The following is a 25,089-nucleotide window of genomic DNA, read 5'->3' as shown; positions in this document are numbered from 1 at the left end:
GCCGCCTCTGCGCGGCGTCGCGGGACGTTGTGAAAGGCCTTCGTTTCTGTAATGATCGCCTCGATGAGCAAGGTCCGTCTCGAGGAGACTGAAAACGCCTATCGAATCACCCTGACGAACCCTCCGCTGCACATCCTCGACATCGAGCTTCTCGAAGAGTTCCGTTCGAAGCTGGATCGTGTGGGTGACGACAAGGCACTGCTCGTCATCTCTTCTGAGGAGGGGAAGGCGTTCAGCGCCGGTGCAAGCGTTCAGGAGCACACCGAAGAGCTCGTCGCAAAGATGCTCCGAACGTTTCACGAGTGCTTCATCAGGATGTACAGGATCGGGCTCGTGACGGTCGGGCTCGTCGACGGTCCGGCTCTCGGCGGAGGTTGCGAGCTCGCGCTGGCGTGCGACCTCGTCCTCGCGTCGGAAAAAGCGACGTTCGGGCTTCCCGAGATCAAGCTTGGGGTCTTTCCTCCGGTCGCATCGTTTCAGCTGACCCATCAGATCCCCTCGAGGATCGGGTTCGAAATGCTCGTCAGCGGCGAGCCGATCACGGCTCGCAGAGCCTACGACTGCGGCCTCGTCAACGCGGTTTTTCCCGACGACGAGTTCCACGAGGCGGCCGACGAGTGGCTCCGGAGAATCTCCCGGCACAGCCGCTCGTCGCTGTGGTTCGCGAAGAGGGCAACCCGGATGGCCGCGCACGACGTCTTCGAAAAGCGCCTCGCCGAGATCGAGCACCTCTATCTCGAAGAGCTGATGAAGACGCACGACGCGAAAGAAGGCGTCGAGGCGTTCATGGAGCGTCGCGAGCCTTCCTGGACCGGAGACTGATGCCGGATCCGGTCGTGCGTCGAACACCGACGCTCGAAATACCGTCTCTCGAATAGACTCCCCGCCGTGAGATACGGATTGATCCGATTTCTGAATGCCCGACCGCTGTGGTGGGGACTCGTCCGCGAACCGGCCGGCGACGTCGAGTACCAGTTCACCTCACCGGCGAGATGCTCCGATCTGGTCGCCGACGGATCGGTCGACGTCGGGCTCGTCCCGGCGATCGATCTCGTACGGATTCCGGGTCTGATGGCGGTACCCGGGATCTGCATCGCGTCCCGGGCGGAGGTGCGAAGCGTGCTGCTGGTCACGCGGGTGCCGTTCGAGGAGATCCAGTCAGTGGCGCTCGATCCGGCCTCGCGTTCCTCAGTCGCGCTCACGCGAATCCTTCTCGGCGAGCGCCTCGGTCGCGACCGGCTCGAGGCGATCCGGTTCGATCCCGCGGAGCATGGACCTCGCAATTTTCTCGAAGGTCATGATGCGGAGGTCGTGATCGGAGACCCGGCGCTGAAGGTTCGACAGACCGAGTCGGGCGTCACTGCGATCGATCTCGCCGCCGAATGGAACAGGATGGTGGGCGAGCCGTTCGTGTTCGCGCTCTGGGCAGGGCGCGCCGACAGGATCGGGGAGAACGGAACGGATCTGATCGATCTGCTGATGCGGAGCCGCGCGAAGGGGCTGGCGTCGCTGCCCGAGATCGTCGCGGAGGCTGCTGCCGAGCTCGGTCTTCCCGAACCGGAGCTCGCTGAATATTTCGATTCGGCGCTGCATTACGATCTTGGAGCGGACGAGCGGCGGGCTCTCGCTAGATTTCATTCGCTTGCGATCGAGTACGGTCTGGTCGAAAATCCCCAGGAGATCGAATGGCTGAGCTGATGAAGACAGAGGGACGCGCGCGCGAGATTCTCCGGAAGGCGATCGACGGAGGACGGATCGACGACGACGAGGCGTTGACGCTGCTTCGGGAAGCCGACCTGCTCGAGCTCGGTCAGGCCGCGAACATCGTCCGCAACCGGCTGAACGATCCGAAGGTGGTCACCTTCATCGTCGACCGGAACATCAACTACACCAACGTCTGCGTCTACAAGTGCCGCTTCTGCGCGTTCTACCGCAAGCCGGGCGATCCGGAATCGTATCTCCTCACGAGAGACGAGCTTCGGCAGAAGATCCGTGAGACGGTCGAGCTCGGCGGGACGGGCGTCCTTCTCCAGGGTGGGGTTCATCCGGATCTGCCGCTCGAGTACTACACCGATCTGCTGAGCTGGATGCGCGAGGAGTTTCCCGAGGTCCATCGCCATGCGTTCTCGCCGCCGGAGATCCTCTTCATTTCCAGAATGACTAAGAAGCCGCTTCGCGAGGTGATCGGGGCGCTGATCGAAGCGGGCCTGCAATCGATCCCCGGAGGAGGGGCGGAGATTCTGGTCGACGAGATCAGGCTCGCGAGCCTTTCCTACCCGAAAGCATCGACGGCCGGATGGCTCGACGTCATGAGAACCGGTCACGAGCTCGGCCTCAGGACGACCGCGACGATGATGTATGGGCAGGGCGAAAAGCCGGAGCACCGGATCGAGCACATGCGGCGGGTCAGGGACCTGCAGGATGAGACGGGCGGATTCACCGCTTTCATCGCGTGGACCTTTCAACGCGAAAACACCGAGATGCAGGAGATCGAGGAAGAAGACGGCGTGTCGTACCTCCGGCATCAGGCACTCGCACGGCTCTACATGGACAACATCCGCTCGATTCAGTCGTCGTGGGTGACGCAAGGTCTCGGGATCGGCCAGCTCGCGCTGAAGTTCGGAGCGAACGACATGGGCTCGATCATGATCGAGGAGAATGTCGTGGCGGCGGCGGGTGCGGAGAATCACGTGACGACCGAAGAGATGAAGCGTCTCATCAGGCAGAGCGGCTACGAACCGGTGCAGCGGCTCACTCTCTACGACGGCTGGGTCGAAGAAGGAACCGGTCATCGGGTTCGCGAGCTTGCCGGGGCGGAGACGGGGTCGGGTCTGAACTTGGAACTTAACTCCGGAATCAAGCGAAAAATAGGGCGGATCCAGAGTTAAGTTCCAAGTTCAGACCCGACCCCGTCTCCGGGAGCTGGACGGAATTTTGCCGGTGCATCGGCGTTTGGTCGTCTGTCCGGACCACCCCGGTTCGCGACACACAATTCATTACTTCCTTGGGCTCCGACCGATCGGGGCTCCAGAAGGCCATAAGGAGGACTCATTGGGCACTTACGAAGTGTTGTTCATCCTCCCTCCGACTCTCGAGGAGGGAGACGTAACCGCGACGATCGACGAGTTTCGCGGCATCGCCGAGACCGGTGGCGTCAAGACCGTCAGCGAAGACGCATGGGGTCGTCGCCGGCTCGCCTATCCGATTCAGAAGAAGAACGACGGGATCTATCACCTCTTCGTCTTCGAGGGCGCACCGGGAAGTCTCGACGACTTCGATCGCCGCATGAAGAACTCGGACAAGATCATGCGTCACATGATCGTCCGGACGGATCTCGAAACACAGCGCGCGCGGAAGAAGGGTGTGTACCCGGTCAAGTCCACCGACGAGCGCGAGGCGGAACGAGCCGCCGCGCGAGCGACCCGGGACGAGGAGCGGAGGGCCGCTCGCGGCGCATCCGACGACCGGAAGGAGCCATCCGCCGCGTCCGAGCCTGCGGCTGCGAAACCCGAGCGTGCCGCGGCGAAGCCTGAGCCGGCGGCTGCAAAGCCGGAACCCGCGCCCGAGACCGCATCGAAAGCCGATGCGGGGAGTGAGGAGGAGTAAGCCATGCCGAATCCAAGACCAAAAAGAGGTGGGGGCGGCGGAGGCGGAAAGAAGTTCTTCTATCGCCGCAAGCGAGTGTGCAAGTTCTGCGTCGAGAAGATCGAGTACGTCGATTTCAAGGACGTCAAACTTCTCCAGGGTTTCATCCCCGAGAGAGGAAAAATTCTTCCGAGGCGGATCTCGGGAACCTGTGCGCTCCATCAGCGGAAGCTCGAAGGCGCGATCAAGAGAGCGAGAATCATGGCTCTTCTTCCGTTCACGACGGACTGACGATGCAGGATTCGGTCGAGGAGCTGCCCCGGCCCGGCGTGGGCCAGAGGGGAGAGAACGGATGGCGGACGGCGGGTCTGCACGGAGTCGCTGCGGCTGCAATCTACGTTCTCTTCGAGCTTCTCGCACCGCTTCCCTTCATCAGCGCGGGGCTGCGAATGGGATGGCGCGGCATCGCGATCGTGGCAGCGATCGCGAGCGTGCTGCTGTTCACGCTCGGTGCAGCGATCGCTTCGGAGATCGGGGCGGTCGTGGTTCTCGCTTGGGTGGTCCGGCTGATCGTGGCGGTGGTGATTCCGTCGCTCGCGGTCGTCGCGGCCATTCAGCGGGGGTATTCGCTCGGGCCGGCGGTTACCCTCGCGGTGGTCGTCGCGACTGGCGGCCTCGCTCTCATGGAGGGAGGCTTCCGGGTCGTCGGCGACTTCTCCCCGAGCGCCTGGGCGGCCTCCGAGATCGAGACCGGCGCCGAGAAAGCTCTCGAGACCTTCAGTGCCAGCGGCGACGAGCGGGCTCGGTTCACCAGGATGTGGACGACTCTCGCACGGTATCTCGTACCATCGCTGTATCTCGTTCTGTGTGCCGCGATGTTCGTCGCGAGCCTGCTGGTGATCTCGCGGACTCAGCTCGCCGGAGTCGGGTCGGAGGGCCTCCGATTCCGGGAGCTTCGCCTTCCCGACTGGCTGCTGGTGGCATTCGTGGCCGGCTGTCTTTCGCCGGTGCTTCCCGAGCCGGCCAGGCTGATCGGCTACAACGTGCTCGTGGTCGTCGCATTTCTCTATTTCCTCCAGGGCCTCGCGGTCTTCCGGGCGATGTCGCTTCGACTTGCCCTCGGCCGTGTCGGGACCACGCTCATCTGGGGAGGGATGGCGCTGATGCTCATCAACGGCATCGTTCCCTTCCTGATGGCATTGACCGGACTGTTTGACTCATTCTTTGATTTCAGAACACCAAAGAAAAAAGGTGAAGACGATGAAAGTGATACTGACTGAAGAGATTCACGGACTCGGAGAGCGCGGCGACATCGTCAACGTTCGCGATGGCTACGCTCGAAACTATCTTCTCCCGAAGAACTTCGCGAAGGTCGCGACCGAAGGAAACCTGAAGGTCGTCGAGCAACAGAAGCAGAAGTGGGAAGAGCTGACGAAGAAGGAGCGCTCCGAGGCGGAGAAGCTGGCGGAGCGGATTTCCGAAACGAAGCTCCAGATCACCAAGAAGGTCGGCGATACAGGAACCCTGTACGGCTCGGTGACCAACGTCGAGATCGCGGAAGCGCTCGCGGCGCAGGGGATCGAGATCGACAAGAGAAGAATCGAGACTGCCGAAGCGATCAAGACGCCGGGTGTGCACCAGGCGAACGTCCGGGTCTACCACGGTGTCGAGGCGACGCTCGAGATCGAGGTCGTGGCGGAGACCGAAGAGGCGAGCGCCTGAGCGGGGCGCGGGCCGCGCATCAATGGCTTCGCGCAGGTTCATCGACGGTCCGCCCGACGGCATCGAAGGGTGGAAGCGCGTCTGGGAGGAAGATCTCTCTCCCAAGCCCCGCCGCGGCCTGCTCGACGACATCCGGCGCTTCTTCGGAAAACTGATCGCCGGCGAGCAGCTCTCCGTTCAGCGGAACTACAACATCGCGTTGACCGAGATGCTCGCCGATCACCACCGGGACGTCGAAGCGATTCGTCGCAGGGTCGAAGAGGCCGCAGCCGCGCTCGAGCGGATCGATACGATCCTGCCGATCGCCGTCGACCGGAACGACGCGCTTTTTGCGGTGCTCGACCAGAAGATCGAGTCGGCCCTCTCCCGCTTCCGCGATCTGACGCTGCCCCGACTGAGCGGGCCGGAGGCGTCGCAGCAACTGCGAGACGACTGGAGTTACCGCCGGCTGGAGGAGCACCTCCGCGGAAGTCCCGCGGAGATCCGAAGGGCGATGCGCGAGCTCCTTCCGTATCTGTCGGAACCGCTGATCGACGTCGGCTGCGGCCGGGGAGAGCTCCTCGAGGTCTGTCGCGAGGAAGGAATCGACGCGCGGGGATTCGACATGAACGAGCGGTCGGTGGCCGAGCTTCAGGAAAAGGGTCTGGCGGCAGAGATCGGACGGCTTCCGGAGTGTCTCGCCTCTGTCGAGGACGATGCGGTCTCCACAGTCGCGGCGATCCACGTCGTCGAGCATCTCCCGACCGAAGCGCTCTTCGGTCTGTTCGCCGAGGCGGCGAGGGTTCTCCAGAGGGGAGGACGGCTGGTGATCGAAACGCCGAATGCCTCGTCGCTCGCGATGACCGGCTCCGATTTCTGGAAGGATCCCTCGCATCTCGCTCCGCGGCATCCCGCCGCGCTCGTGACGCTCGGGCGGGAGTACGGCTTCGGGGTCGCGCTGATGGATGAAGTTCACCCGTGGCCGGCCGACCAGATGATCTCTCTCCCCGAAGGCGCCCCGGAGATCGCCTCACTGGTCGAGCGGCTGAACGAGATCCTTTATTCTCCGCAGGATTTTCGGCTGGTTCTCTCGAACGACGGCTGAGGTTCTGACGGATTGGAGCAGGGCAGCTTCTTCCGAACTCTGCGACGTCGCCTCATGAATGATCCGGGTTAAACTCTCCTCATGAACGGCGAGACACCGCTCAATCCGCCCGCGCAACGCCCCGCAGTCTCAGGGATTGGCTGCCTGAAGTGGGCGGGAATCGGCTGCATCACCCTTTTCCTCATTCTCATTGCCGCCGGCGTTGCCGTCATCGTGAACCGCGACGCAATCCTCGAGAGCTCGTGGTTCCGCTCGGCGAGGGATCAGGCGACCGAGATCGGCTCGGAGATGGCCGCGCTGGTCAATCTGAGCCGGGAGCTCAGCGCACGCTATCCCGCAACGTCGATCGGGACGGCATCGAATGTCGAGGCCGGGGGCACGAGGACTCTCCGGATCACGATCACCAATCCGAAGTTCGAGATCGACGGGATCGAAGAGTCGAAGGCCCGGGAGATTGCCCGCACGTCACTCGATCTCTACCCGGAAGTCGCGGAGTACGACATCATTCAAATCGTCTTCGAGCGCGAAGCGGGAAGCGTCGTTTCGGTGTCGAGCTCCGACCCTTACGACATCTCCGTCGAGTCGCTGTTCGCGGACGAAACGGCCGAGCCCGAACCGTCCGAGCCCGAGCCGGAGAATCCCGCACCGGAAGATTCGACGACGCGCTGACGATCTTCGGCAATGAGATCAGCCCCGGCCGCCCTTGACGATCGCGGGACATGCGGTGATAGTGTCCGCCGTCCGATGAAAAGACTCGCGCTGCTGGTTCCCGTCGCTCTCTTTCTCGCCACGAATCTCTCCGCCCAGGTGCTGTCGATCGAGAGTCCGGGAGGCGTTCTCGCCGGTCACGACCTCGAGTTCGTCATCAATGTCGAGGAAGCTCCGGAGGAGGGGATGGAGGGCTCCGTACTCGTCGATGGCCGCAAGGCGCTCGACGTGATGCTTTACGAGGGGGGCAACGAAGTCGTGATCGCGGATGGGGCGGGACCCGGCGCGCCGCGCACGGTTCAGGTCATTGCCGGAAGAGTGATGGCGGAAGCGGTGATCGATCCGATTCCCGGCTGGCTCTCGATCGTCCCGCCGGTGCTGGCGATCGTCCTGGCACTCATCTTCAAGGATGTCCTGATCTCGCTGTTTCTCGGTGTTTTTGCGGGCGCTCTGATTCTCTTCGACTGGAACCCGTTCCTCGCGTTCGCTCGCTCGATCGATCACTACATGGTCGACGCGATTGCCGACGCCGACCACGCCGCGATCATCGTCTTCACGACGCTCCTCGGGGGGATGGTGGGGCTGATTACGAAGAGCGGAGGGAGTGAGGGGATCGTCGACATCGTCCGGAAATGGGCGCGCAGTCGTCCGAAAGGGCAGCTCGCAACGGGGATGATGGGCCTCTTCATCTTTTTCGACGACTACGCCAACAGCCTGATCGTCGGCTCGACGATGAGGCCGATCACCGACGGACTGAGGATCAGCAGAGAGAAGCTCGCCTACATCGTCGATTCGACTGCGGCGCCAGTGTCGAGCCTCGTTCCGATCTCGACATGGATCGGGTTCGAGGTCGGGCTCATCGCGGCGGCGTTCACCTCTCTCGGGTTGCCGTACGACGGCTACTCGACGTTCATCGCGTCGATTCCCTACCGCTTCTATCCGATCCTCGCGCTCGTGATGGTGTTTGCGATCGCCTCGATGAATCGCGATTTTGGTTCGATGCTTCGCGCCGAGCGACGCGCCGAAGGCACCGGAGAGGTCCTTGCGGCGGGAGATGTTCCGCTTGCCGACTACGCGCAGTCCGGAATGATGCCGCCGGCCGATACGCCCCGCCATGCGATCAATGCGATCGCTCCGATTCTGACGGTGATCGTCGTCACGATCGCCGGGCTGTGGATCACGGGGGTGCAGAGTCTCGACGCCGCGACGGCTGGCTCCGGAACCGAGTATGTCCGCTCGGTCTTCGAGTCGGCGAACAGCTATCAGGCGCTGATGTGGGCGAGTCTCGCGGGGGTCATCGTGGCGCTTGCGCTTCCGGCAGCGCAGCGGCTCATGCCGCTGACGAGCTTGCTGAGCGGAATGGTCGAGGGATTCAAGGCGATGCTGCTGGCGCTCGTCGTCCTGGTCCTCGCCTGGTCGATCGGCGCCGTTGCCGCGGACCTGCACACGGCGGACTACGTCGTCGGAATCACCGAGTCCTTCCTGTCGCCCCACCTCGTGGGAGTCGTCGTGTTCCTGACAGCCGCGGCGATCGCCTTCGCAACCGGAACCTCATGGGGGACGATGGCGATTCTGATGCCGCTCGTCATTCCGATCGCACACGGGCTGTCGGTCGCCGCGGGGTATGCTCCCGGAGACGACTTCTACATGACGTTCATGCTGGGAGCGATCTCGTCGGTTCTCGCCGGAAGCGTCTGGGGCGACCACTGTTCTCCGATCTCGGATACGACGATTCTTTCGAGCATGGCTTCGGGATGCGATCACGTCGCTCACGTCCGCACTCAGATTCCCTACGCCCTGACCGTCGGCGTTCTCGGGATGATCATCGGGGACATCCCCACCGGATTCGGCGTATCGCCTTGGATCTCGCTCGCCGTGGGGACCGTGATCGTGATCCTGATCGTGCGCTTTGTCGGAAAGAAGGTCGAGCCGGTTCCAGTGACGGCGCCCGCCGAGCTCTGACGCCGGACTCGACGCAGCATCGCGCCTTCAGCGCTCCCGAGAAGGTCCTGCGCCGCCCGTAGCGCAGGCTTCCAGTCTGCCGTGTTGCGGGCGCGTGGTCGCGTCGTCTCACGCAGGAGCATCGAATTGTTTACCTCGAAGGTGTGACCCCCATTTTCGCCATTCCCCTGTCTTCATGCTGCCCCCTTGTAGCGCTCGCGCGCAGCGTGCTTGAAAATCGACAGCAACTTCTCGCGCGTGATCGGCTTCTCCACGTACCTGTCGACGCCGAACCTCAGGCGGGCTTCGTTTTCGTAGCGCACACCCTTGTAGATGGCGGTCGTCATCACGATGAACGGGCGATAATCGCGATCACTGTGTCGGATGAAGCGCGCCACCTCGAATCCATGCATGTTCGGTAGAAGGCCATCAAGAAGAATGATGTCCGGGCGCTGCGTAGCGGCCATACGAATCGCCTCGACCCCGCTCTTCGCGACCGCCGGTGAGACTCCGATCGACGCGAGCTCAGTCAAGAGCGCGTCGAGCTGCTTCTGGTGATCCTCCACCACGAGCACCGACCGCTCAGCCACATCGGCGGAGTTGTCCTGTTCCTGCCCCCTCGGTGCACTCCCTCGTTCCATCGTCTTGCCTCCTTTTATGTAAACTCGATGTTCCTGCCACCACAAGTACAAGCGGTGTGCTAGGGGTGAGATCTGAGGCAAACCCCGACCATGGCTGTTACTTAGGGAAAGAATGGGTGCGCGCGCGGCGTCCGGAATCTGGATACCTGTTCAGAAACCAGACAGTCCCTGGAGGTAGTGTGTCCAGTTCTACACAGCAAGAAGAAGCAGTCGAGATCGATGCCCGGTTTGCTGGGCGAGCTGATGGTGCTCGATCCCTCGATGACACCCCGCCAGATCGTGGCTCACGCCGGGCCCGACCTTCTGTTCGCCTGAACGAGCCGGCTAACGATTCGGTCGAGCGAGCTGGTGCCTCATTCTCCGGAGGGGCGGACAGCCGGTTCGTCGATCGTGATCGTTCCGGCGGTCGTGTCGACGGTCCCCGGCATGCCGATCGGCAGGGTGAGCTGCTCGCTGATGTGGCCGAACGCATAACCCGCCATCACCGGGACGCCGAGATCCTCGAAGTGGTCGCGCATGATCTCCTCCAGACTGAACGACGGGCCCTCGACAGGACAGCGCGAGCAGGTTCCGAAGACGATCGCTGCCGCGTCGGCGAGCTTGCCGCCGAGGCGCAGCGTGCTCAGCATCCGGTCGACGCGATAGAGCTCCTCGTTGACGTCCTCGAGAAGAAGTATCGCGCCACGCGTGTCGACCTCCCACGGTGTTCCCATGAGTGCGGCAACCAGCGAGAGGTTCCCTCCCACCAGCGGACCGCTCGCCACGCCCGGACGGATTGTGATGATCCGATAGTCGCGCCGGACGAGCTCGTCCTCCGGTTTCGGGGGATTTGCGAGGATGCCGATCGGCTCGGTCGACATCAGTGTACGTTTCAGGTGTTCTAATGTGTACTTTGGCAGTCGGGACGAGCCGTTTGGCCCATGAAAGGTCACGATCCCGGTGCGCTGATGGATTCCGTTCAGGAGCGCCGTGATGTCGCTGTACCCGAGGATGATCTTCGGGTTGCGCCGGATGAGGTCGTAGTCGAGATGGGGGAGTAGCCGGGGGGATCCCCAGCCGCCGGAGAAGAAGAAGATCGCATCGACCTCGTCGTCGGCGAACATCGCGTTGATGTCGGCGGCGCGGTTCTCGTCGGTTCCGGCGAAGTATCCGTGCTTGTCAGCGACGTGCGCGCCGAGCTTCGGCCGGAATCCGAGCGCTTCGATCTGCTCCTGCGTGACGCGGATCCGGTCGTAGTCGAACGCCTGAGTCGCGGGGGAGGTGACACCGACCGTGTCGCCCGGCCGCAGTACTTTCGGTTTGACGATTTGCTTCGGTCGCATCGGTCGCGGATCGTGCAGCGCGAGTGCGGGCGCGGGAAGTGCGGCGGCGGCGGTTCCGAAGGCGAGGAGTTTTCCGAAGTCTCGTCGATGCATGGCGCGCATTATAGAGAAGGCGGGGCGAGGGACGAGAGGCGAGGGACGAGGGGAGGTGCGCGCGTCGCGCGAACTGCGTTTACGGATGCGCGAATGTCGATTCGCTGGTTCGGCCGATCGGCAGGAGTCTCGCACTCTCTGATCAGAAGGAGGCAACGACGAATGGGAAAGAGCAACGTCAACAAAGATCATTACATTGGCGCGCACGGACGCGAGCGGCAGGGGGAAGACGTCGTTCAGAAAATTCACAAACAGCAGCTGCGCGAGGAAGTGAAGAAGAACCGGCAGGAGTTCCGGGAGGAAGCCGAGGATCGGAAGGAGCAGGAGGATCAGAAGGAGCAGGAGAAGGAGAAGAAGTGAAGGACGCGGTCCCTCCGGTCATCCACTGAAACGCAAGCTCGTAACGGTGCGGCTCGGCAGGAGCCTCGCCCTCCCGTGGTGGGTGTGATCGCGCGAGTCCGTGCCGACTCGGAGGCCCGAAGGGCCGTCACGGCGTTAGCCGGGCCCGCTGCATCTTCAGGTCAGCGGGCCGGCGTACTCGGCGCGGTAAGGCGCGGCGTCCGCCTCGAGCATCCGGTAGCGAACGCGCGCGATCTGACGCAGGTGGAGAAGATCGTGCGCCACCCAGGAGTGGAGGAGATCGCCGGCCGTGATCTCTCCGAGCGTGGGGTGGTGGTGGACCGTTGCGAGCTCGTCCTCGGAGACCGTCGGGAGGAATTCGAGAGAGCTCGCCCGTTCCGCCGCCAGGCTCACGAGCGATTCCGCGAGATCGCGGCTCTGGTAATCCTTTTCGATCGCCCAGCCGGGTGGGTCGATTCGCGGCCAGGGCACGTCGGGACGGAAGATCGTCGACTGCAGCCGCGCGCGAAAATCGAGGATCTCCTCGTCGAGCAGATGATTCACGATCTCGAGGATCGACCACTTCTCCCCGGATTCGCGGAATCGGGCTTCGTCCGGAGTCAGATCGCGGCAGATCTGCTGGATGGCCGATCCGGTCGCGGCGAGGCGGCGGACAGCGCGATCGATCGGATTTTCCATGGCGGGACGGGGTCGGGTCTGAACTTGGAACTTAACCCTGAAACTTCAGCTTGTTTTGAACGATTTCGGAGTTAAGTTCCAAGTTCAGACCCGACCCCGTTTTACTCGTGTTTCGAGAAGACGAGGGATGCGTTCGTGCCACCGAAGCCGAACGAGTTCGACATCGCGTGGCGGATCTCTGCCGGCCGCGCTTCGTTCGGAACATAATCGAGGTCGCACTCCGGATCGGGTGTCTCGTAGTTGATCGTCGGCGGCATGATCCCGTGGTAGATGGCCAGCGCGGTGATCGCGGCTTCGAGACCTCCGGCGGCACCGAGGAGGTGGCCGGTCATCGATTTGGTCGAGCTCATCGCGAGCTTCCGTGCGTGCTCGCCGAAGACTCGCTTGACCGCGTCGGTCTCGGCCTTGTCACCGACAGGCGTCGACGTTCCGTGGGCGTTGATGTAGTCGATGTCCTCCGGCTTCAACCCGGCGTCCTCGAGGGTGACCTCCATCACGCGCGCCGAGCCCTCGCCGTCCGCGCAGGGGGAGGTGATGTGGTAGGCGTCGCTCGACATGCCGTATCCGGTCAGCTCGCTGTAGATTCTCGCGCCGCGTGCGAGGGCGTGCTCCCGTTCTTCGAGCATGAGAATCCCGGCACCTTCGCCCATGACGAAACCGTCACGGCCCGCATCCCACGGTCGGGAGGCGGTGGCCGGATCATCGTTGCGGGTCGAGAGCGCTTTCATCGCCGCGAATCCACCGACCGAGAGCGGCGCGATGACCGCTTCGGCGCCGCCGGCAAAGATGGCGTCTGCATCGCCTCGCTGAATCAGTCGCATCGCGTCACCGGTCGCATGTGCTCCGGTGGCGCACGCGGTACACGGCGCTGAGTTCGGGCCTTTCGCATTGAAGCGGATCGACACCTGACCGGCTGCGAGATTGACGATGAGACCGGGAATGAAGAACGGCGTGATCCGTGACGGGCCACGCTCGAGAAGGATTTTGTGCGTCGTTTCGATGAGCGGAAGGCCGCCGATTCCGGAGCCGATGATCGTGCCGAGCCGGGTCGGCTCGATCTTTCCCTCGATTCCGGAGTCGTCCCACGCCATCTGGGCGGCAGCGATCGCGTAGTGGATGAACGTATCGGACTTCTTCACGTCCTTCCGATCGAGCCAGTCGAGCGGCTCGAATCCCCGCACCTCGCCGGCGATTCTGCAGCCGTACTCCGACGCGTCGAATCGGGTGATCGGGCCCACTCCCGGTGTCCCGGCGAGCAAACCTTTCCACGTCTCCTCGGTGCCGACGGCCAGAGGGGAGACCATTCCGATTCCGGTGATCACGACGCGACGCTTATCCAATAGTTTCGGTCCTCAATGAAAAGAACGGCTCACCGCCAGAAAGCGATGAGCCGGAAATTGTCTCGAGAAGATTCGCTTACTCGGCGGGCGCGTTTGCTTCGATGTAGTTGACCGCGTCCTGTACGGTCACGATTTTCTCGGCATCCTCGTCACCGATCGTGACTCGAAATTCGTCCTCGATGGCGATGAAAAGATCGACCGTGTCGAGTGAGTCGGCACCGAGATCTTCGACGAACGACGCGTCCGGCTTGACCTTATCCGCGTCGACGCCGAGCTGGTCGACGATGATGGCTTTTACTTTCTCCGCAACTGACATTTTCCAGAAGCCTCCATTCAGGGGTCGGTAGCCCGAGATTTGTAACACAAGCAGGTGCGTGCGTCCATTGCGGATTCTGAACCAGCATTCACCGAGCCGGAATCTTGCACGTCGGCAGCGTCGTGCAGAAATCTCCGCCCTTCGAGCTGGTCAGAGACGAGATGCGGATCAGGGGTCTGAGCGCAGCCGGGATCGAAACCTGCTTCCGTGTGGACCCCGCCGGAATCGCGCTCGATCTCGGTCGCTGTCCGGGATGGGCGATCCCGGTTCCGCGCGTGCTGGTGAGTCACTCGCACCTCGATCATGCGGCCGGGGTCGCGTACCACGCGGCGCAACGGCGGCTCAGAAACCTCGAGCCCGCGGACGTGTGGGTTCCGGCAGAATCGCTGGGCGCGTGGACGCGGCTGGTCGCCGTGCAGAGCGAGCTTCAGGGGAGCCCTCTCCAATTGTCGCTCAGGGGAGTCCTGCCGGGAGACGAGATCGAAGTGGGCCGCAACCATGTGGTTCGCGTGCACGATGCCTTTCATTCGATACCGGGGCGATCGTGGGAGCTGAAACGGCGGCGACGCGAGCTTCGCGGCGATCTGAAGGGAGAGGAGGAAGTGGCGATCCGGAAGCGCGTGGCGGAAGGGGAGGTCGTGAGCGACGAGACTGTCGAATCGATCCTCTTCTATTCCGGGGATACCGACGCGACGATCTTCGAAGAGGTTCCCGAGATCTTCACCGCGAAGGTCGCGATGATCGAGTGTTCCTTCATCGCTGAGGACGAGCGCGAGCGCGCGGTTCGGTATCGTCACATCCATCTGGACGACATCATCCGGCGTGCGGGCCACTTCATGAATGAGGTTCTCGTCCTGACGCACTTCACCAGGCGCCATCGTCGCGAGGAGATCGAACGAGCTCTGGCGGCGATCCCCGATTCTCTTCGGGAACGGGTGATCCCGGTTCTGTGAAGCCCTCGAAGATGGAATATCGATTGCAGCCCGCCGCTCCTCGATGACCCACTTTTCGCGTCGCCCGTTCCTGATCCTCGTCGCGATCCTGGCGCTCATCGGGCTCGCTCCTGCAGGGAGCAGCCAGACCCTGGAGAACGCGCTGCGACCGCTCGTCAACGGTGATCTGGCGACCAGAGCGAAGAGCAGCATCAAGATCATCGATCTCGAGACCGGGCGCGTCGTCGCCGCTCATACGCCGGACAATTCGATCGTGCCTGCCTCGAACATGAAGCTCTTCACGACGGCCACCGCAATGGAGAAGCTCGGACGGAACTTTCAGTTCGCCACGACGCTCTGGACGAGAGGAGAAGTCCGCAACGGCGTCCTCGAGGGCGATCTGCGGATCGTGGGGAGCGGTGATCCGACGCTCGGAACCCGCTTCAACGATGACGATGGAGGCCGGCTCTTCGACGAGGTCGTGATCATGCTCAAGCGGGCGGGGATCGACGCGATCGATGGAAATCTGATCGTCGAGTACGGTTACTTCGATTCGGAATGGGTGCACCCGAGCTGGCCGAAAGATCAGCTCGTCTACTGGTACGAAGCTCCCATTTCTTCGCCTGCGATCCAGGAGGGCACCGTCATCGTCCGGGTTCATCCGACCTCACCGGGAGCCCGCGCGCGCGTCGAGCTCGAGCCTCCGAATGATTACGTCACGATCGAGAATACCTGCGTGACGACACGACGCGGGCGCGGCGCCTTCGTGGGACGGAAACAGGGAACCAATACGATCATCGTGAAGGGAAACGCCCATCCCGGCTACGGTCCGACTTCGATCCCCGTGCCGGTCATGTATCCGGTTCAATACTTCGGAAACGTGATGGAGACGGCGCTGAGGGCGCGGAACATCTCGATCTCCGGGCAGACGATTCTCGCTCGAACGGTTGAGGACGCCGGTTGGACGAAGATCGGGCAATTCGACACACCGCTCGCCGTCGCGCTTTTTGTCATCAACAAGCAGAGTCAGAACCACTACGCCGAGCAGCTTCTGAAGACGATCGGAGCGGAGAAGGGAACCGAAGGATCGTGGGGGGAGGGCTCGAGGATCGTGACTGACTGGATGGTCAACGAGCTGGGAGTCGCTGCCAACCAGTTCCACCAGTCCGACGGCTCCGGTATGTCGGCCGACAACCGTGCCTCGGCTACGGCGTTCGTCACCCTGCTTCAGCACATGTGGAACAGCCCGGCACGAGCCGAGTTTCTTGCGTCGATGCCTTACTCGGGGGAACAGTCGACCCGTATGCGACGGAGGATGAACCGGGCGCCGTACAGGGGAGCGGTCTTCGCCAAGACGGGGTATCTCGAAGGAGCCATCGGCCTGAGCGGTTACGTGCAGGGAGGCAGCGGAAGGGTCTACGCCTTCTCGATGCTCTTCAATGACTACCGGACTGCGGCGGGGCACGTCTACAACCTGCAGAACCAGATCCTCGAGACGATCGTCGACCGGGGGTAGGCGGCAACCGGTGGCCGGTTGCCGGTCGTCGGTTGCCGGTTGGCGGTAGTCGGTTGCCAGTTGGCGATGCGGGCTCGGCATGAGGTCGGCCCGTCTTCTAGGGTGAATCTCGGAGAGAACGCTCACCTTTGATTAGCCCGCGCCAGCGGGCGAAAGCGCTTAGCCCCCGGCTTCAGCCGGGGGATGGTTAGGCTTTCCAAGAGAGAATGCGGAGCCCGCTTGAGCGGGCGACAGAACGTCGACAACGCTCGAAGCTGAGATCTGTGGCCGACAAAGTTCGTCTAGCTTAAGCTTGCATCGATCAGCCTTGGCATTGGCTCTGTCGCCCGCTGAAGCGGGCTCGACACTGATTTTGCGAACGAGCCCCTGTCCCCCGGCTGAAGCCGGGGGCTAAGAACTGTCGCCGCCTTTGGCGGCTTCGTCGATATATCTGTTTTGCGCGAGCCTGCAACGGTTAGCGCTTGGCGTTGGTTCTTACGCCCGCGATGTGGGTTCGACACTTCCTGGAGGATGCGAGACCATCCCTCGCCGGCAACCGGCAACCGGCAACCGGCAACCGGCAACCGGCAACCGGCAACCGGCAACCGGCAACCGGCAACCGGCAACCGGCAACCGGCCACTGGCAACCGGCATCTGGGTGGCGAAATGCATCCAGCTGAGCCGATGTTGGTGAAAACGTGAAAATCCCTCTGGTCACGGCATTGCTCGCACTCGCATTCGCACCGCTCGCCATCGGCGGGGAAACCACACCGACGATGTCGATCGATGAGGTCCGGAAGGGGATGAAGGGCTACGGGCTCACCGTCTTCGAGGGAAGCGACATCGAGAGATTCGACGTCGAGATCACCGGGATCCTTCGCAACATCGGTCCCGGCCGCAACGTGATCCTCGCCTCCGTCGACTCGGAGGTGACCGACAAGAGTGGGGTGATCGCCGGGATGAGCGGATCACCGATCTACATCGATGGAAAGCTCATCGGCGCGCTCGCCTACTCCTGGATGTTCTCCTCGGCGCCGATCGCCGGAATCACGCCGATCGACGAGATGATCGCGATCGAGGAGCATGCACAGGGGGCGGGAGCCCGGCTGTCGCCATGGGCAAACAGCAAGGAAATCCTTTCCGCGCTCGCGTCCGGCGAGGTCGCGCAGCTGCAGAGCATCTTCGATCGAATGATTCCGGCGATCGAATCGCCGTGGGCTGGCGGGGCGCCGATCGCGACTCCGCTGAACGTCTCCAGCTTCTCGGGCGCGACTGTCGACCGATTTTCGAGCGTCTTTCGGTCCGGCGGTTTCCTGCCGGTTCCGACCGGTTCGGCGTCGAGCGGCACGACTGCCGGCGCGACGGATGACCGCCTCGAACCGGGTGATCCGCTGGCCGCCGTCCTGATCGAGGGGGACTTTTCGATCGCCGCCACCGGAACGGTCACCGCGGTCGATGGCAACCGGGTCTACGGATTCGGCCATCCGTTCCTCCACATGGGCGACATCGATTTTCCGATGGCGCAGTCGGAGATCGTGACGGTCATGCCGAGTCTGGCAAGCTCGTTCAAGCTTTCGAATACCGGCAATGTGATCGGGAGCCTTTCCCAGGACCGATATGCAGGTGTCTATGGGACGATCGGTGAGACATCCGATCTGATTCCGGTCAACTTCAGGATCCAGAGCCCGGCCGGCGATCGAGACTTCGCTGTTCGCGCGGTTCGGCAGCCGCAGCTCTTTCCAGTTCTCCTCGCGATGACTGCTGACAACATTCTGACGAGCGCGCAGCAGGGCTCGGGAGAACAGAGCGTTTTCATGGACTCGGTCTTTCACGTCAGCGGTCGCGAGCCGATTCGTATCCGAGAGGGGTGGGCCGGGATGACTGCGCGGCAGGGGATTCCGCTCTATCTCGCGGTGGTCTCCGGCTATCTCCTTTCGAACGAGTTTCAGAATGTCGAGATCGAAGGGATCGACGTGACGTTGCATCACGATACGACGCCGCGGATGACGCGCATCGTCGAAGCCTCGATCGAGACGCCCCCGGATGGCGCGATCAACCCGGGCGACGTGGTGCGACTGCGGGCGCTGCTCAAGCCGTATCGGGGGGAAGCGCGCCTGGAGACGTTCGAGATCGACATTCCGGAGTCGACAGTGCCCGGCCCGGCTTATCTTTTCATCGGTAGTGGCTCGGCGCTGACGCGGCTCGACTTCTCACTCGTTCCGCCTGATCCCCGCTCGCTCGAGCAGGTCGTGCGCGTGCTGGAACGGCTGGAGCCCTCGACGGACCTCTCGATAAGGCTCTACACGCCGGCGGCCGGACTGGTCTCCTCGGGAGCATATCTGCCGAACCTTCCGCCTTCGATGCAGGCGGTCACAGTTTCGGAGCGATCCGGGACCCCTGGTGCGCTCGTTCAGTATCATCCCGCCCGTCAGTTCGTACGTTCGTTCGACGAAGTCCTGATCGGTGCTCACCGGATCGACCTCAAGATCGAAACGGCGCGCTGAACACCGATCCGGAATCTGGAGGACCGCTGATGCACCGTTTGATGAGAGGTCTCGCGACAGCTTTCTGCCTGCTGATTGCATCGCAAAGCGGAGCGGTCGAGCCTCAGCTCTGGACGATTTCGTCCGCCGAGGAGATCCTGAAGGGGGAGGTCAGCGGATTCAGCGTGACCGCGGACGGCACGCTCCTCCCGGGACCGCTCGTCGACAAGCTCGCGTCGCCGACCGATACGTTCGTTCTCAGCCAGGTCTCCGATGGGCGGAGCGTCCGATTCTTCGGCACGGGTGGAAGTGGCCGAATCTACAAGCTGAGCGGCTCCGAGCTCGAGCTGCTGGCGACGCTTTCGGAGCCGCAGGTTTACGCGCTCGCATGGCACGATGGTTCACTCTGGGCCGGCTCGTCGCCCAACGGGAAGCTCTACCGCATCGATCCCGAATCAGGGGATGCGGAGGCGTGGTTCGATCCGGAAGAGGCCTACATCTGGGATCTCGCGATTCTTCGGGATGGCTCGATTGCGGTGGCGACCGGTGTCGAAGGCCGTCTGTTCGTGGTGAAGCGTCGCAACGAGGGCTCGGTCGTCTTCGACTCCAACGAGACACATCTCCGTGCGCTCGCCCTCGCTCCGAACGGCCGGCTCCTCGCCGGAGGCTCCGGAGAAGGACGGATTTACGAGATCGCCACCGAGGGAGGGGGGGCTCGCTCGCTCTTCGATTCGAGCTATACCGAGATTTCGAGCCTCGTGGTTCCGACGGCCGGCGACGCCGTCTGGGGCGCGGGTGTCACGAGTACGCTGCCGACGACGGCGCCCCGAAGGCAGGAGCGTTCCAACGAACAGGGTGAGCAGCAGCAGGGCACCGAAGAATCGGCCAGCGCGTCTTCCTCCGCCGTTTCGGTTTTATTCTCGTTCGATGCGAGCCCGGCTCTGACCTCGTCGGGGAGCTCCGAGATCTACCGGGTCGCGTCCGACGGTTATGTCGAGACGGTCTGGAAGCTCGACCGGGAGATCGCGTACGACATCGTTCCGGCCGAGGGCGGCGGCGTATTCGTCGCGACAGGGCCCAACGGTCGGATCTATCGCGTCCGCGACGACGGGCGCGTCGAGCTTCTCGCGAGCGTTCCGGAAAAGCAGATCGTTTCGTTCACGCGGAACGGATCGAGAGCCACCGCCACGACGAGCAACAGCGGCGCGATCTACGCGCTCGATCTCGGGCGGAACGGCTCGGCCTCGGTCCAGTCCGAAGTGCTCGACACCCAGCGCCTCTCGAATTTCGGCGAATATCGCGTCCGGGGCAACGCGATTCCATCATCGACCCGTGTCTCCTTTCGCAGCGGCAACTCCAGCAAGCCCGATGAAACCTGGAGCGCTTGGAAACAGTCCCGGGGGGAAGAAGGCTCGGTCGAAGCCCCGCCGGCGAGATTTCTCCAGTGGCGAATCGATGTCGAGAAGCCGGCTCCCGCGCTTCGGATCGACGAAGTCTCGGTGGCCTGGATCAATCGGAACGTTGCGCCCGTGATCGAGAACCTCGGGGTCGCCGAGCCCGGCGCCGTCTTTCTCAGCGGCTACCCCTCCGCGCCCGGCGTGGTCGAGGCGACCTCTCCCGACGAGTACGGAATCTTCACCAGCGTCGATGCTCCGCGGACGCCCGATAGCGGCAAGAAGTACTTCAGGAAGGGTTTCCGAACCGTCTCATGGAAGACGAGCGATCCGAATGGGGATCGCCTTCGCCATGACGTCTCGTTCCGCCCCCGCGGTACCGGGCAGTGGATGAGGCTTCGGGAGAATCTCGACCAGAATCAGCTCAACTTCGACACCACCCAGTTGCCCGACGGCGAATACGAACTGATGTTGAAAGTCTCCGACGAGCCCTCCAATGCAAACGGCGCTCTCGAGACTCGACGCGCGGATGTATTCTTCACTGTCGACAACACTGCCCCGGTCATCCGAATCAGGAAATCGGGTGACGACCTCATCGTGGAGGTCGAGGACGACTCGCCTCTCGGCCGGGTGGAGTATTCCGTCGACGTCGACTCCTGGAAAGTGCTCGTTCCTGAAGACGGCCTGACCGATTCGCGGAAGGAGATGTATCGGATCCCCGGTGGCGGAGCGAGCGGCAGGTTCACGATCGTGCGGGCGATCGATACGTATTTCAACGTGACGACGGCCTCGAGCGAGGTGCGACGATGAGGGTGAGCTCGAAACGTGATCTCAGGCACGGGCAACCGTGACCGCCGACACCCGGGACGCGCCTGCTCGCTTGAGCGCTCGCGCACAGGCGGCAAGCGTCTCGCCGGTGGTGCAGATGTCGTCGACAAGCAGAATCGAAGCATTGCGCGGTACCTTCCGGGCGACGAAGATGTTCGCGACGTTCCTCCGGCGCTGCTTGCGGGGGAGGGTCGATTGACGTCGGTTTTCAGCCGCTTTGACGAGCAGCGTTCGCATCGGAATCCCGGTCATTCCGGAGAGGGAGATCGCGAGCTCCTCAGCCTGGTTGTAGCCGCGCTGGCGACGGCGGCGCCGGCTCATAGGAACCGGAACGATGAAGTCCGCAGCCGGTCGGTGCCGTCTCGCGAGCGCCAGCCGCATCAACACCGCCAGGGGCGCGGCGAGAAACTCGTGACGCCGGAACTTGAACGCCGAGAGTACCTTCTCGAGCCCGCCTTCGTATCGGCCCCAGGAAACGACCCCATCGACCGGGAACTTTTCGTCGCAGTCGAGGCAACTGTGCCCCTCGATCTGTTCGATCTGCCAGACGCGGCCGCAACGTCTGCATACGGGTGTCCTGATCTCGGGGAGACGTCTCCAGCATTCGAGGCAGCAGGAGGCGATTCGCCGCCGCAACGGGAGCGGTTCGTCGCAGACGATACAGAGCGATGGCAGAACCAGATGCAGACTCTCACGTCCCAGATTCAGAAGCCCTCGATGGATCGCCTGATGAAGCACGACCTTTTCTACCTCGGATGAAGCCCTCAGCGCCACTATGGAGTCTCGACACGCAATGGATGATTTGATTAAAGTCCCCGCGATGATCCGGAAATCTCTGGTTGTCTTAGCCCTCACGGTCGTCGCGCCGGCGCTGCTCGCCCAGAGCAATGAGCTCGGTGTTCTGATCGGCTCGATCGAGCCCATCAATGACGAGCTCGGCATCGACACCGATATGGACGTTCGCGAAATTTACTTCTCGAAAGTGATCGAGAGCGGCACGTGGCTCAGATTGAAGGCCGGCGAGGCGGATCTGAGCGGCGAGTCGCTCGACGAGGGTCTCCCCCCCGAGGCCGAAACGGACCTTCGCTACGTCCAGTTGCTCGTCGGGTACGAGTTCGACGAGATCTTCGGGACGACCTACCTCTTTGCCGGTCCGGGCGCTTACGAGCTCGAGCGAAACGGTGAGAAGGATGACTCGGAATTCGGCTTCGTTCTCGGTGTGGGTGCCGACTTTCCGCTCACGAGACAACTCGGAATCGTCGCCGAGCTCACCTATCACTGGATCGATTTCGATGCGGAGCTGCGAACGCTGAACCTCGGGATCGGCGGACGTTTCCGTTTCTAACCCATCCGGACTGCTCTGAAATCGGTCCAAGCCTGATACGATGAGCTTCGTGATCCTGAGCTCGGGAGCCCATCGATGACCACCACCGAACCGACCGGTAAAGAGATCAAGCAGACCTCGGCGCAGTCGATTCTGAACGACTACCGGATCGGCTGGCGGAGCCGGCACGTCAGCCTGATCGGCCGGCGCGAGGTGCTGACCGGAAAGGCGAAATTCGGGATCTTCGGTGACGGCAAGGAGGTCGCCCAGCTGGCTTTGGCGCGAGCGTTCCGCAAGGGGGATTTCCGGTCCGGCTACTACAGGGACCAGACCCTGATGTTTGCCCTCGGGATCAGTGACGTCGAGCAGTATTTCGGCCAGCTTTATGCCGATACCGATCCGGAGCACGACCCCTTCTCGGCGGGCCGGCAGATGAACGCGCACTTTGCGACTCCGACGGTCGACGGGAACGGACAGTGGCTTCCGATCTCGAAGACGTACAATTCCTCGGCGGATTTGTCGCCAACCGGCTCGCAGATGCCCCGGCTCGTCGGGCTGGGATACGCCTCGAAGCTGTATCGTGAGGTCGACGCTCTGAAGGGGATGGATCAGTTCTCCAGGAACGGCAACGAGATCGCCTGGGGAACGATCGGCAACGCGAGCTGCGCCGAGGGGATGTTCTGGGAGTCGGTCAACGCGGCCGGCGTTCTCGGCATCCCGACGATCATCTCGATCTGGGACGACGGTTACGGGATCTCGGTACCCAACCGCTATCAGATCACCAAGGAGAACCTGAGCGAGGTTCTCTCCGGCTTCCAACGGGCAAAGGGAAGCAGGGCGGGTTTCGATCTCTACACGGTCCGCGGATGGGATTATCCGGTTCTCTGCGAGACGTATCTGGGGGCCGCGGAGATCGCGCGGCGGAAGCACGTCCCCTCGATCATTCACGTGGACGAGGTGACCCAGCCGCAGGGACATTCCACCTCCGGAAGTCACGAGCGATACAAGACGCCGGAACGTCTCGACTGGGAGAAGCAGTTCGACTGCCTCGTCCGGATGCGCGACTGGATCGTGGAACAGGAGATCGCGACGCGGGAGCAGCTCGACGAGATCGAGAAGGAAGAAGCGGCACACGTGCGCGACGCGAGACGGAAGGCGTGGGATCGCTATCGGGAACCGATCGACCAGGCGAAGAAGCACTTTTTGTCGATCGCGAAGCGGATCGAGGCGGAGTCCGAGAACGATGAAGTCGGTCGAATCGTCGCCGCGGTCGAGAAGCAGCAGGATATCTTCCGCCGCGATCTCCAGAAGGCGGCTGCCGACGTCCTCGTGGCGACCTCAGGCGATCGGCCCGCCGTACTCGAGCTTTCGGTGTGGATGACGGCCCAGCGCGAGGAAATGTGCGAGGTGTACGGACGGCACCTTCATGCGGAGGGTGAACAGTCCGCGCTGAACGTCGAGGTCGTCGAGCCTCGCTTCGGCGACGACCTGAAGACGGTCAACGGCTTCGAGATCCTCAACGCCTGTTTCGATGCAGCGCTCGCGCGAATCCCGACGCTGTCGTTCATGGGGGAGGATGTCGGGTTTCTCGGTGACGTGAACCAGGGCTGTGCCGGTCTTCAGGAGAAATACGGAGCGCTCAGGGTCACCGATACCGGCATCCGCGAGACGACGATCATCGGTCAGGCGATCGGTATGGCGATGAGGGGGCTTCGCCCGGTCGCCGAGATGCAGTATCTCGACTACGTTCTCTACGGACTTCAGCTGATGTCGGACGATCTGGCGACGGTACGGTGGCGATCGGCCGGAATTCAGATGGCGCCGGCCATCATCAGGACGAGGGGTCATCGCCTCGAGGGGATCTGGCACAGCGGCTCTCCGATGGCGGGGATCATCAACCTGGTTCGGGGGATGTGGGTGTGCGTGCCGCGAAACATGACCCAGGCCGCGGGGATGTACAACACGCTGTTCCAGTCGAACGACCCCGCGCTCGTGATCGAGGTCCTCAACGGATACCGCGTAAAGGAGCGCCTGCCGGACAACATCGGCGAGTTCACCGTTCCGCTCGGTGTGCCCGAGGTGATTCGTGCGGGAACCGACGTGACGATCGTCACCTACGGGCCGTTGTGCAGGATCTCGATGGAAGCAGCCGAGCTTCTCGCCAGTCGCGGAGTGGAAGCGGAGATCGTCGACGTCCAGACGCTTCTTCCGTTCGATCGCGAAAAGGTCATTCTCGACTCGGTGCGAAAGACCAACCGCGTGATTTTCGTCGACGAGGACGTCCCTGGTGGTGCGAGCGCATTCATGATGCAGCAGGTTCTCGACCGCGACGGAGGCTTCGAGTGGCTCGACTCCCGGCCCGTCTGTCTGTCTGCGCAACCACACAGGCCGCCCTACGGCTCCGACGGCGACTACTGGGCGAAGCCGAATCGTGAGGACATCTTCCGCGCCGCCTGGGAACTGATGGTGGAAGCCAAGCCGTCGGAGTTCGAGCCGGTGTGGTGGTGAAAAAGCAGGGATCAGGGATCAGGGATCAGGGATCAGGGTTGATCTCGCGACATCGAAACACTCGTCATTCTGAGCCCGGCGGAGCGCGGGCGAAGAATCTGGGCGGGGGGATCGTGAGTCACCGTTGCCGGTCTCGTCACTCTCTTTCACGAGCCGCCACCAGATCCTTCGCCGTCCTTCGGCGGCTCCTAATGAAACAACCATGAAATTGTTGGACTTCGACCCTTTGCAGCGCTTCGCTTGATCTGATGTCCCAACCTGCGAGGTCCTTCGCCTGCCCGCCCGACCGCCCGCTCAGGATGACGTTGGTTTGAGTACGCGAGTTCGGTTGTTTC

At 62.7% G+C, this 25,089-nt stretch carries 24 protein-coding genes and 1 pseudogene; 18 read left to right on the top strand and 7 right to left on the bottom strand.

The features are described 5' to 3' along the window. Positions 1-63 precede the first annotated feature (63 nt). The 11 genes and pseudogenes from KY459_14980 to KY459_14930 all read left to right on the top strand — a co-directional run bounded on the left by KY459_14980 (position 64) and on the right by KY459_14930 (position 9,198). Positions 64-822, top strand: a complete 759-nt coding sequence (locus KY459_14980; GenBank protein ID MBW3566013.1) for an enoyl-CoA hydratase/isomerase family protein — start codon at positions 64-66, stop codon at positions 820-822. 66 nt (positions 823-888) lie between these two features. Continuing rightward, complete coding sequence (locus KY459_14975) at positions 889-1,698, top strand: menaquinone biosynthesis protein (GenBank protein MBW3566012.1); 810 nt, start codon at positions 889-891, stop codon at positions 1,696-1,698. Continuing rightward, complete coding sequence (gene mqnC, locus KY459_14970; protein MBW3566011.1) at positions 1,698-2,888, top strand: dehypoxanthine futalosine cyclase; 1,191 nt, start codon at positions 1,698-1,700, stop codon at positions 2,886-2,888. The genes KY459_14975 and mqnC overlap by 1 nt, the downstream gene beginning before the upstream one ends. A 163-nt stretch (positions 2,889-3,051) precedes the next feature. After that, positions 3,052-3,606, top strand: coding sequence for a 30S ribosomal protein S6 (gene rpsF / locus KY459_14965; GenBank protein MBW3566010.1), 555 nt, complete (start codon positions 3,052-3,054; stop codon positions 3,604-3,606). Between the two features lie 3 nt (positions 3,607-3,609). Then, on the top strand, positions 3,610-3,876 hold the full coding sequence (rpsR, locus tag KY459_14960) for a 30S ribosomal protein S18 (protein MBW3566009.1): 267 nt from the start codon (positions 3,610-3,612) through the stop codon (positions 3,874-3,876). 2 nt (positions 3,877-3,878) lie between these two features. Beyond that, positions 3,879-4,865, top strand: coding sequence for a YybS family protein (locus KY459_14955; GenBank protein ID MBW3566008.1), 987 nt, complete (start codon positions 3,879-3,881; stop codon positions 4,863-4,865). Next, positions 4,846-5,307, top strand: a complete 462-nt coding sequence (gene rplI / locus KY459_14950; protein MBW3566007.1) for a 50S ribosomal protein L9 — start codon at positions 4,846-4,848, stop codon at positions 5,305-5,307. The genes KY459_14955 and rplI overlap by 20 nt, the downstream gene beginning before the upstream one ends. Before the next feature lie 22 nt (positions 5,308-5,329). Further along, positions 5,330-6,391: a class I SAM-dependent methyltransferase gene (locus KY459_14945; GenBank protein MBW3566006.1), complete on the top strand. Its 1,062-nt coding sequence runs from the start codon at positions 5,330-5,332 to the stop codon at positions 6,389-6,391. A gap of 81 nt (positions 6,392-6,472) precedes the next feature. Further along, a complete protein-coding gene (locus KY459_14940; GenBank protein ID MBW3566005.1) occupies positions 6,473-7,060 on the top strand; it encodes a hypothetical protein in 588 nt (195 codons plus the stop codon). Between the two features lie 360 nt (positions 7,061-7,420). Further along, a complete protein-coding gene (locus KY459_14935; protein ID MBW3566004.1) occupies positions 7,421-9,061 on the top strand; it encodes a Na+/H+ antiporter NhaC family protein in 1,641 nt (546 codons plus the stop codon). A gap of 83 nt (positions 9,062-9,144) precedes the next feature. After that, positions 9,145-9,198, top strand: a pseudogene (locus KY459_14930) (type II toxin-antitoxin system YoeB family toxin). Positions 9,199-9,234: 36 nt separating this feature from the next. Here the strand turns inward: KY459_14930 and KY459_14925 are convergent. Both KY459_14925 and KY459_14920 read right to left on the bottom strand, forming a co-directional pair. Beyond that, positions 9,235-9,681 carry a response regulator gene (locus KY459_14925; GenBank protein ID MBW3566003.1) on the bottom strand — a complete coding sequence of 149 codons (447 nt, stop codon included), beginning with the start codon at positions 9,679-9,681 and terminating at the stop codon, positions 9,235-9,237. A 353-nt stretch (positions 9,682-10,034) separates the two neighbouring features. Then, complete coding sequence (locus tag KY459_14920; GenBank protein ID MBW3566002.1) at positions 10,035-11,096, bottom strand: LD-carboxypeptidase; 1,062 nt, start codon at positions 11,094-11,096, stop codon at positions 10,035-10,037. Between the two features lie 162 nt (positions 11,097-11,258). Here KY459_14920 and KY459_14915 point away from each other — a divergent pair, with 162 nt between their 5' ends. Then, a complete protein-coding gene (locus tag KY459_14915; protein ID MBW3566001.1) occupies positions 11,259-11,456 on the top strand; it encodes a hypothetical protein in 198 nt (65 codons plus the stop codon). 156 nt (positions 11,457-11,612) lie between these two features. Here the strand turns inward: KY459_14915 and KY459_14910 are convergent, their stop codons facing one another. From KY459_14910 to acpP, 3 genes are all read right to left on the bottom strand, one after another. Further along, positions 11,613-12,134 (bottom strand): DinB family protein, encoded by a 522-nt coding sequence (locus KY459_14910; GenBank protein MBW3566000.1) that lies wholly within the window; start codon positions 12,132-12,134, stop codon positions 11,613-11,615. A 101-nt stretch (positions 12,135-12,235) separates the two neighbouring features. After that, a complete protein-coding gene (gene fabF, locus KY459_14905) occupies positions 12,236-13,474 on the bottom strand; it encodes a beta-ketoacyl-ACP synthase II (protein ID MBW3565999.1) in 1,239 nt (412 codons plus the stop codon). Between the two features lie 76 nt (positions 13,475-13,550). Then, a complete protein-coding gene (gene acpP / locus KY459_14900; protein MBW3565998.1) occupies positions 13,551-13,790 on the bottom strand; it encodes an acyl carrier protein in 240 nt (79 codons plus the stop codon). Positions 13,791-13,912: 122 nt separating this feature from the next. Between acpP and KY459_14895 the strand changes: the two genes are divergently transcribed. From KY459_14895 to KY459_14880, 4 genes are all read left to right on the top strand, one after another. After that, positions 13,913-14,743 carry a hypothetical protein gene (locus KY459_14895; protein MBW3565997.1) on the top strand — a complete coding sequence of 277 codons (831 nt, stop codon included), beginning with the start codon at positions 13,913-13,915 and terminating at the stop codon, positions 14,741-14,743. A 43-nt stretch (positions 14,744-14,786) separates the two neighbouring features. Further along, the gene (dacB, locus tag KY459_14890; protein MBW3565996.1) at positions 14,787-16,238 is read left to right on the top strand and encodes a D-alanyl-D-alanine carboxypeptidase/D-alanyl-D-alanine-endopeptidase; all 1,452 of its coding nucleotides are present in this window, start codon (positions 14,787-14,789) and stop codon (positions 16,236-16,238) included. Positions 16,239-16,915: 677 nt separating this feature from the next. Further along, positions 16,916-18,721, top strand: a complete 1,806-nt coding sequence (locus tag KY459_14885) for a hypothetical protein (protein MBW3565995.1) — start codon at positions 16,916-16,918, stop codon at positions 18,719-18,721. Positions 18,722-18,750: 29 nt separating this feature from the next. Next, positions 18,751-20,904, top strand: a complete 2,154-nt coding sequence (locus KY459_14880) for a WD40 repeat domain-containing protein (GenBank protein ID MBW3565994.1) — start codon at positions 18,751-18,753, stop codon at positions 20,902-20,904. Positions 20,905-20,925: 21 nt separating this feature from the next. On the opposite strand, the gene KY459_14875 is transcribed toward KY459_14880, so the two are convergent. Then, a complete protein-coding gene (locus KY459_14875) occupies positions 20,926-21,696 on the bottom strand; it encodes a ComF family protein (GenBank protein MBW3565993.1) in 771 nt (256 codons plus the stop codon). Positions 21,697-21,715: 19 nt separating this feature from the next. Here KY459_14875 and KY459_14870 point away from each other — a divergent pair, with 19 nt between their 5' ends. After that, positions 21,716-22,267 (top strand): porin family protein, encoded by a 552-nt coding sequence (locus KY459_14870; GenBank protein ID MBW3565992.1) that lies wholly within the window; start codon positions 21,716-21,718, stop codon positions 22,265-22,267. 75 nt (positions 22,268-22,342) lie between these two features. After that, positions 22,343-24,754: a transketolase gene (locus KY459_14865; protein MBW3565991.1), complete on the top strand. Its 2,412-nt coding sequence runs from the start codon at positions 22,343-22,345 to the stop codon at positions 24,752-24,754. Between the two features lie 136 nt (positions 24,755-24,890). Here the strand turns inward: KY459_14865 and KY459_14860 are convergent. After that, positions 24,891-25,089: hypothetical protein (locus tag KY459_14860; GenBank protein ID MBW3565990.1), on the bottom strand; the 199-nt coding region annotated here is incomplete at its 5' end.

The organism is Acidobacteriota bacterium (assembly GCA_019347945.1).
Classification (GTDB): Bacteria; Acidobacteriota; Thermoanaerobaculia; order Gp7-AA8; family JAHWKK01; genus JAHWKK01.
Note: the sequence above shows the minus strand (reverse complement) of the source record. Positions and strands in the feature narration are given on the sequence as shown.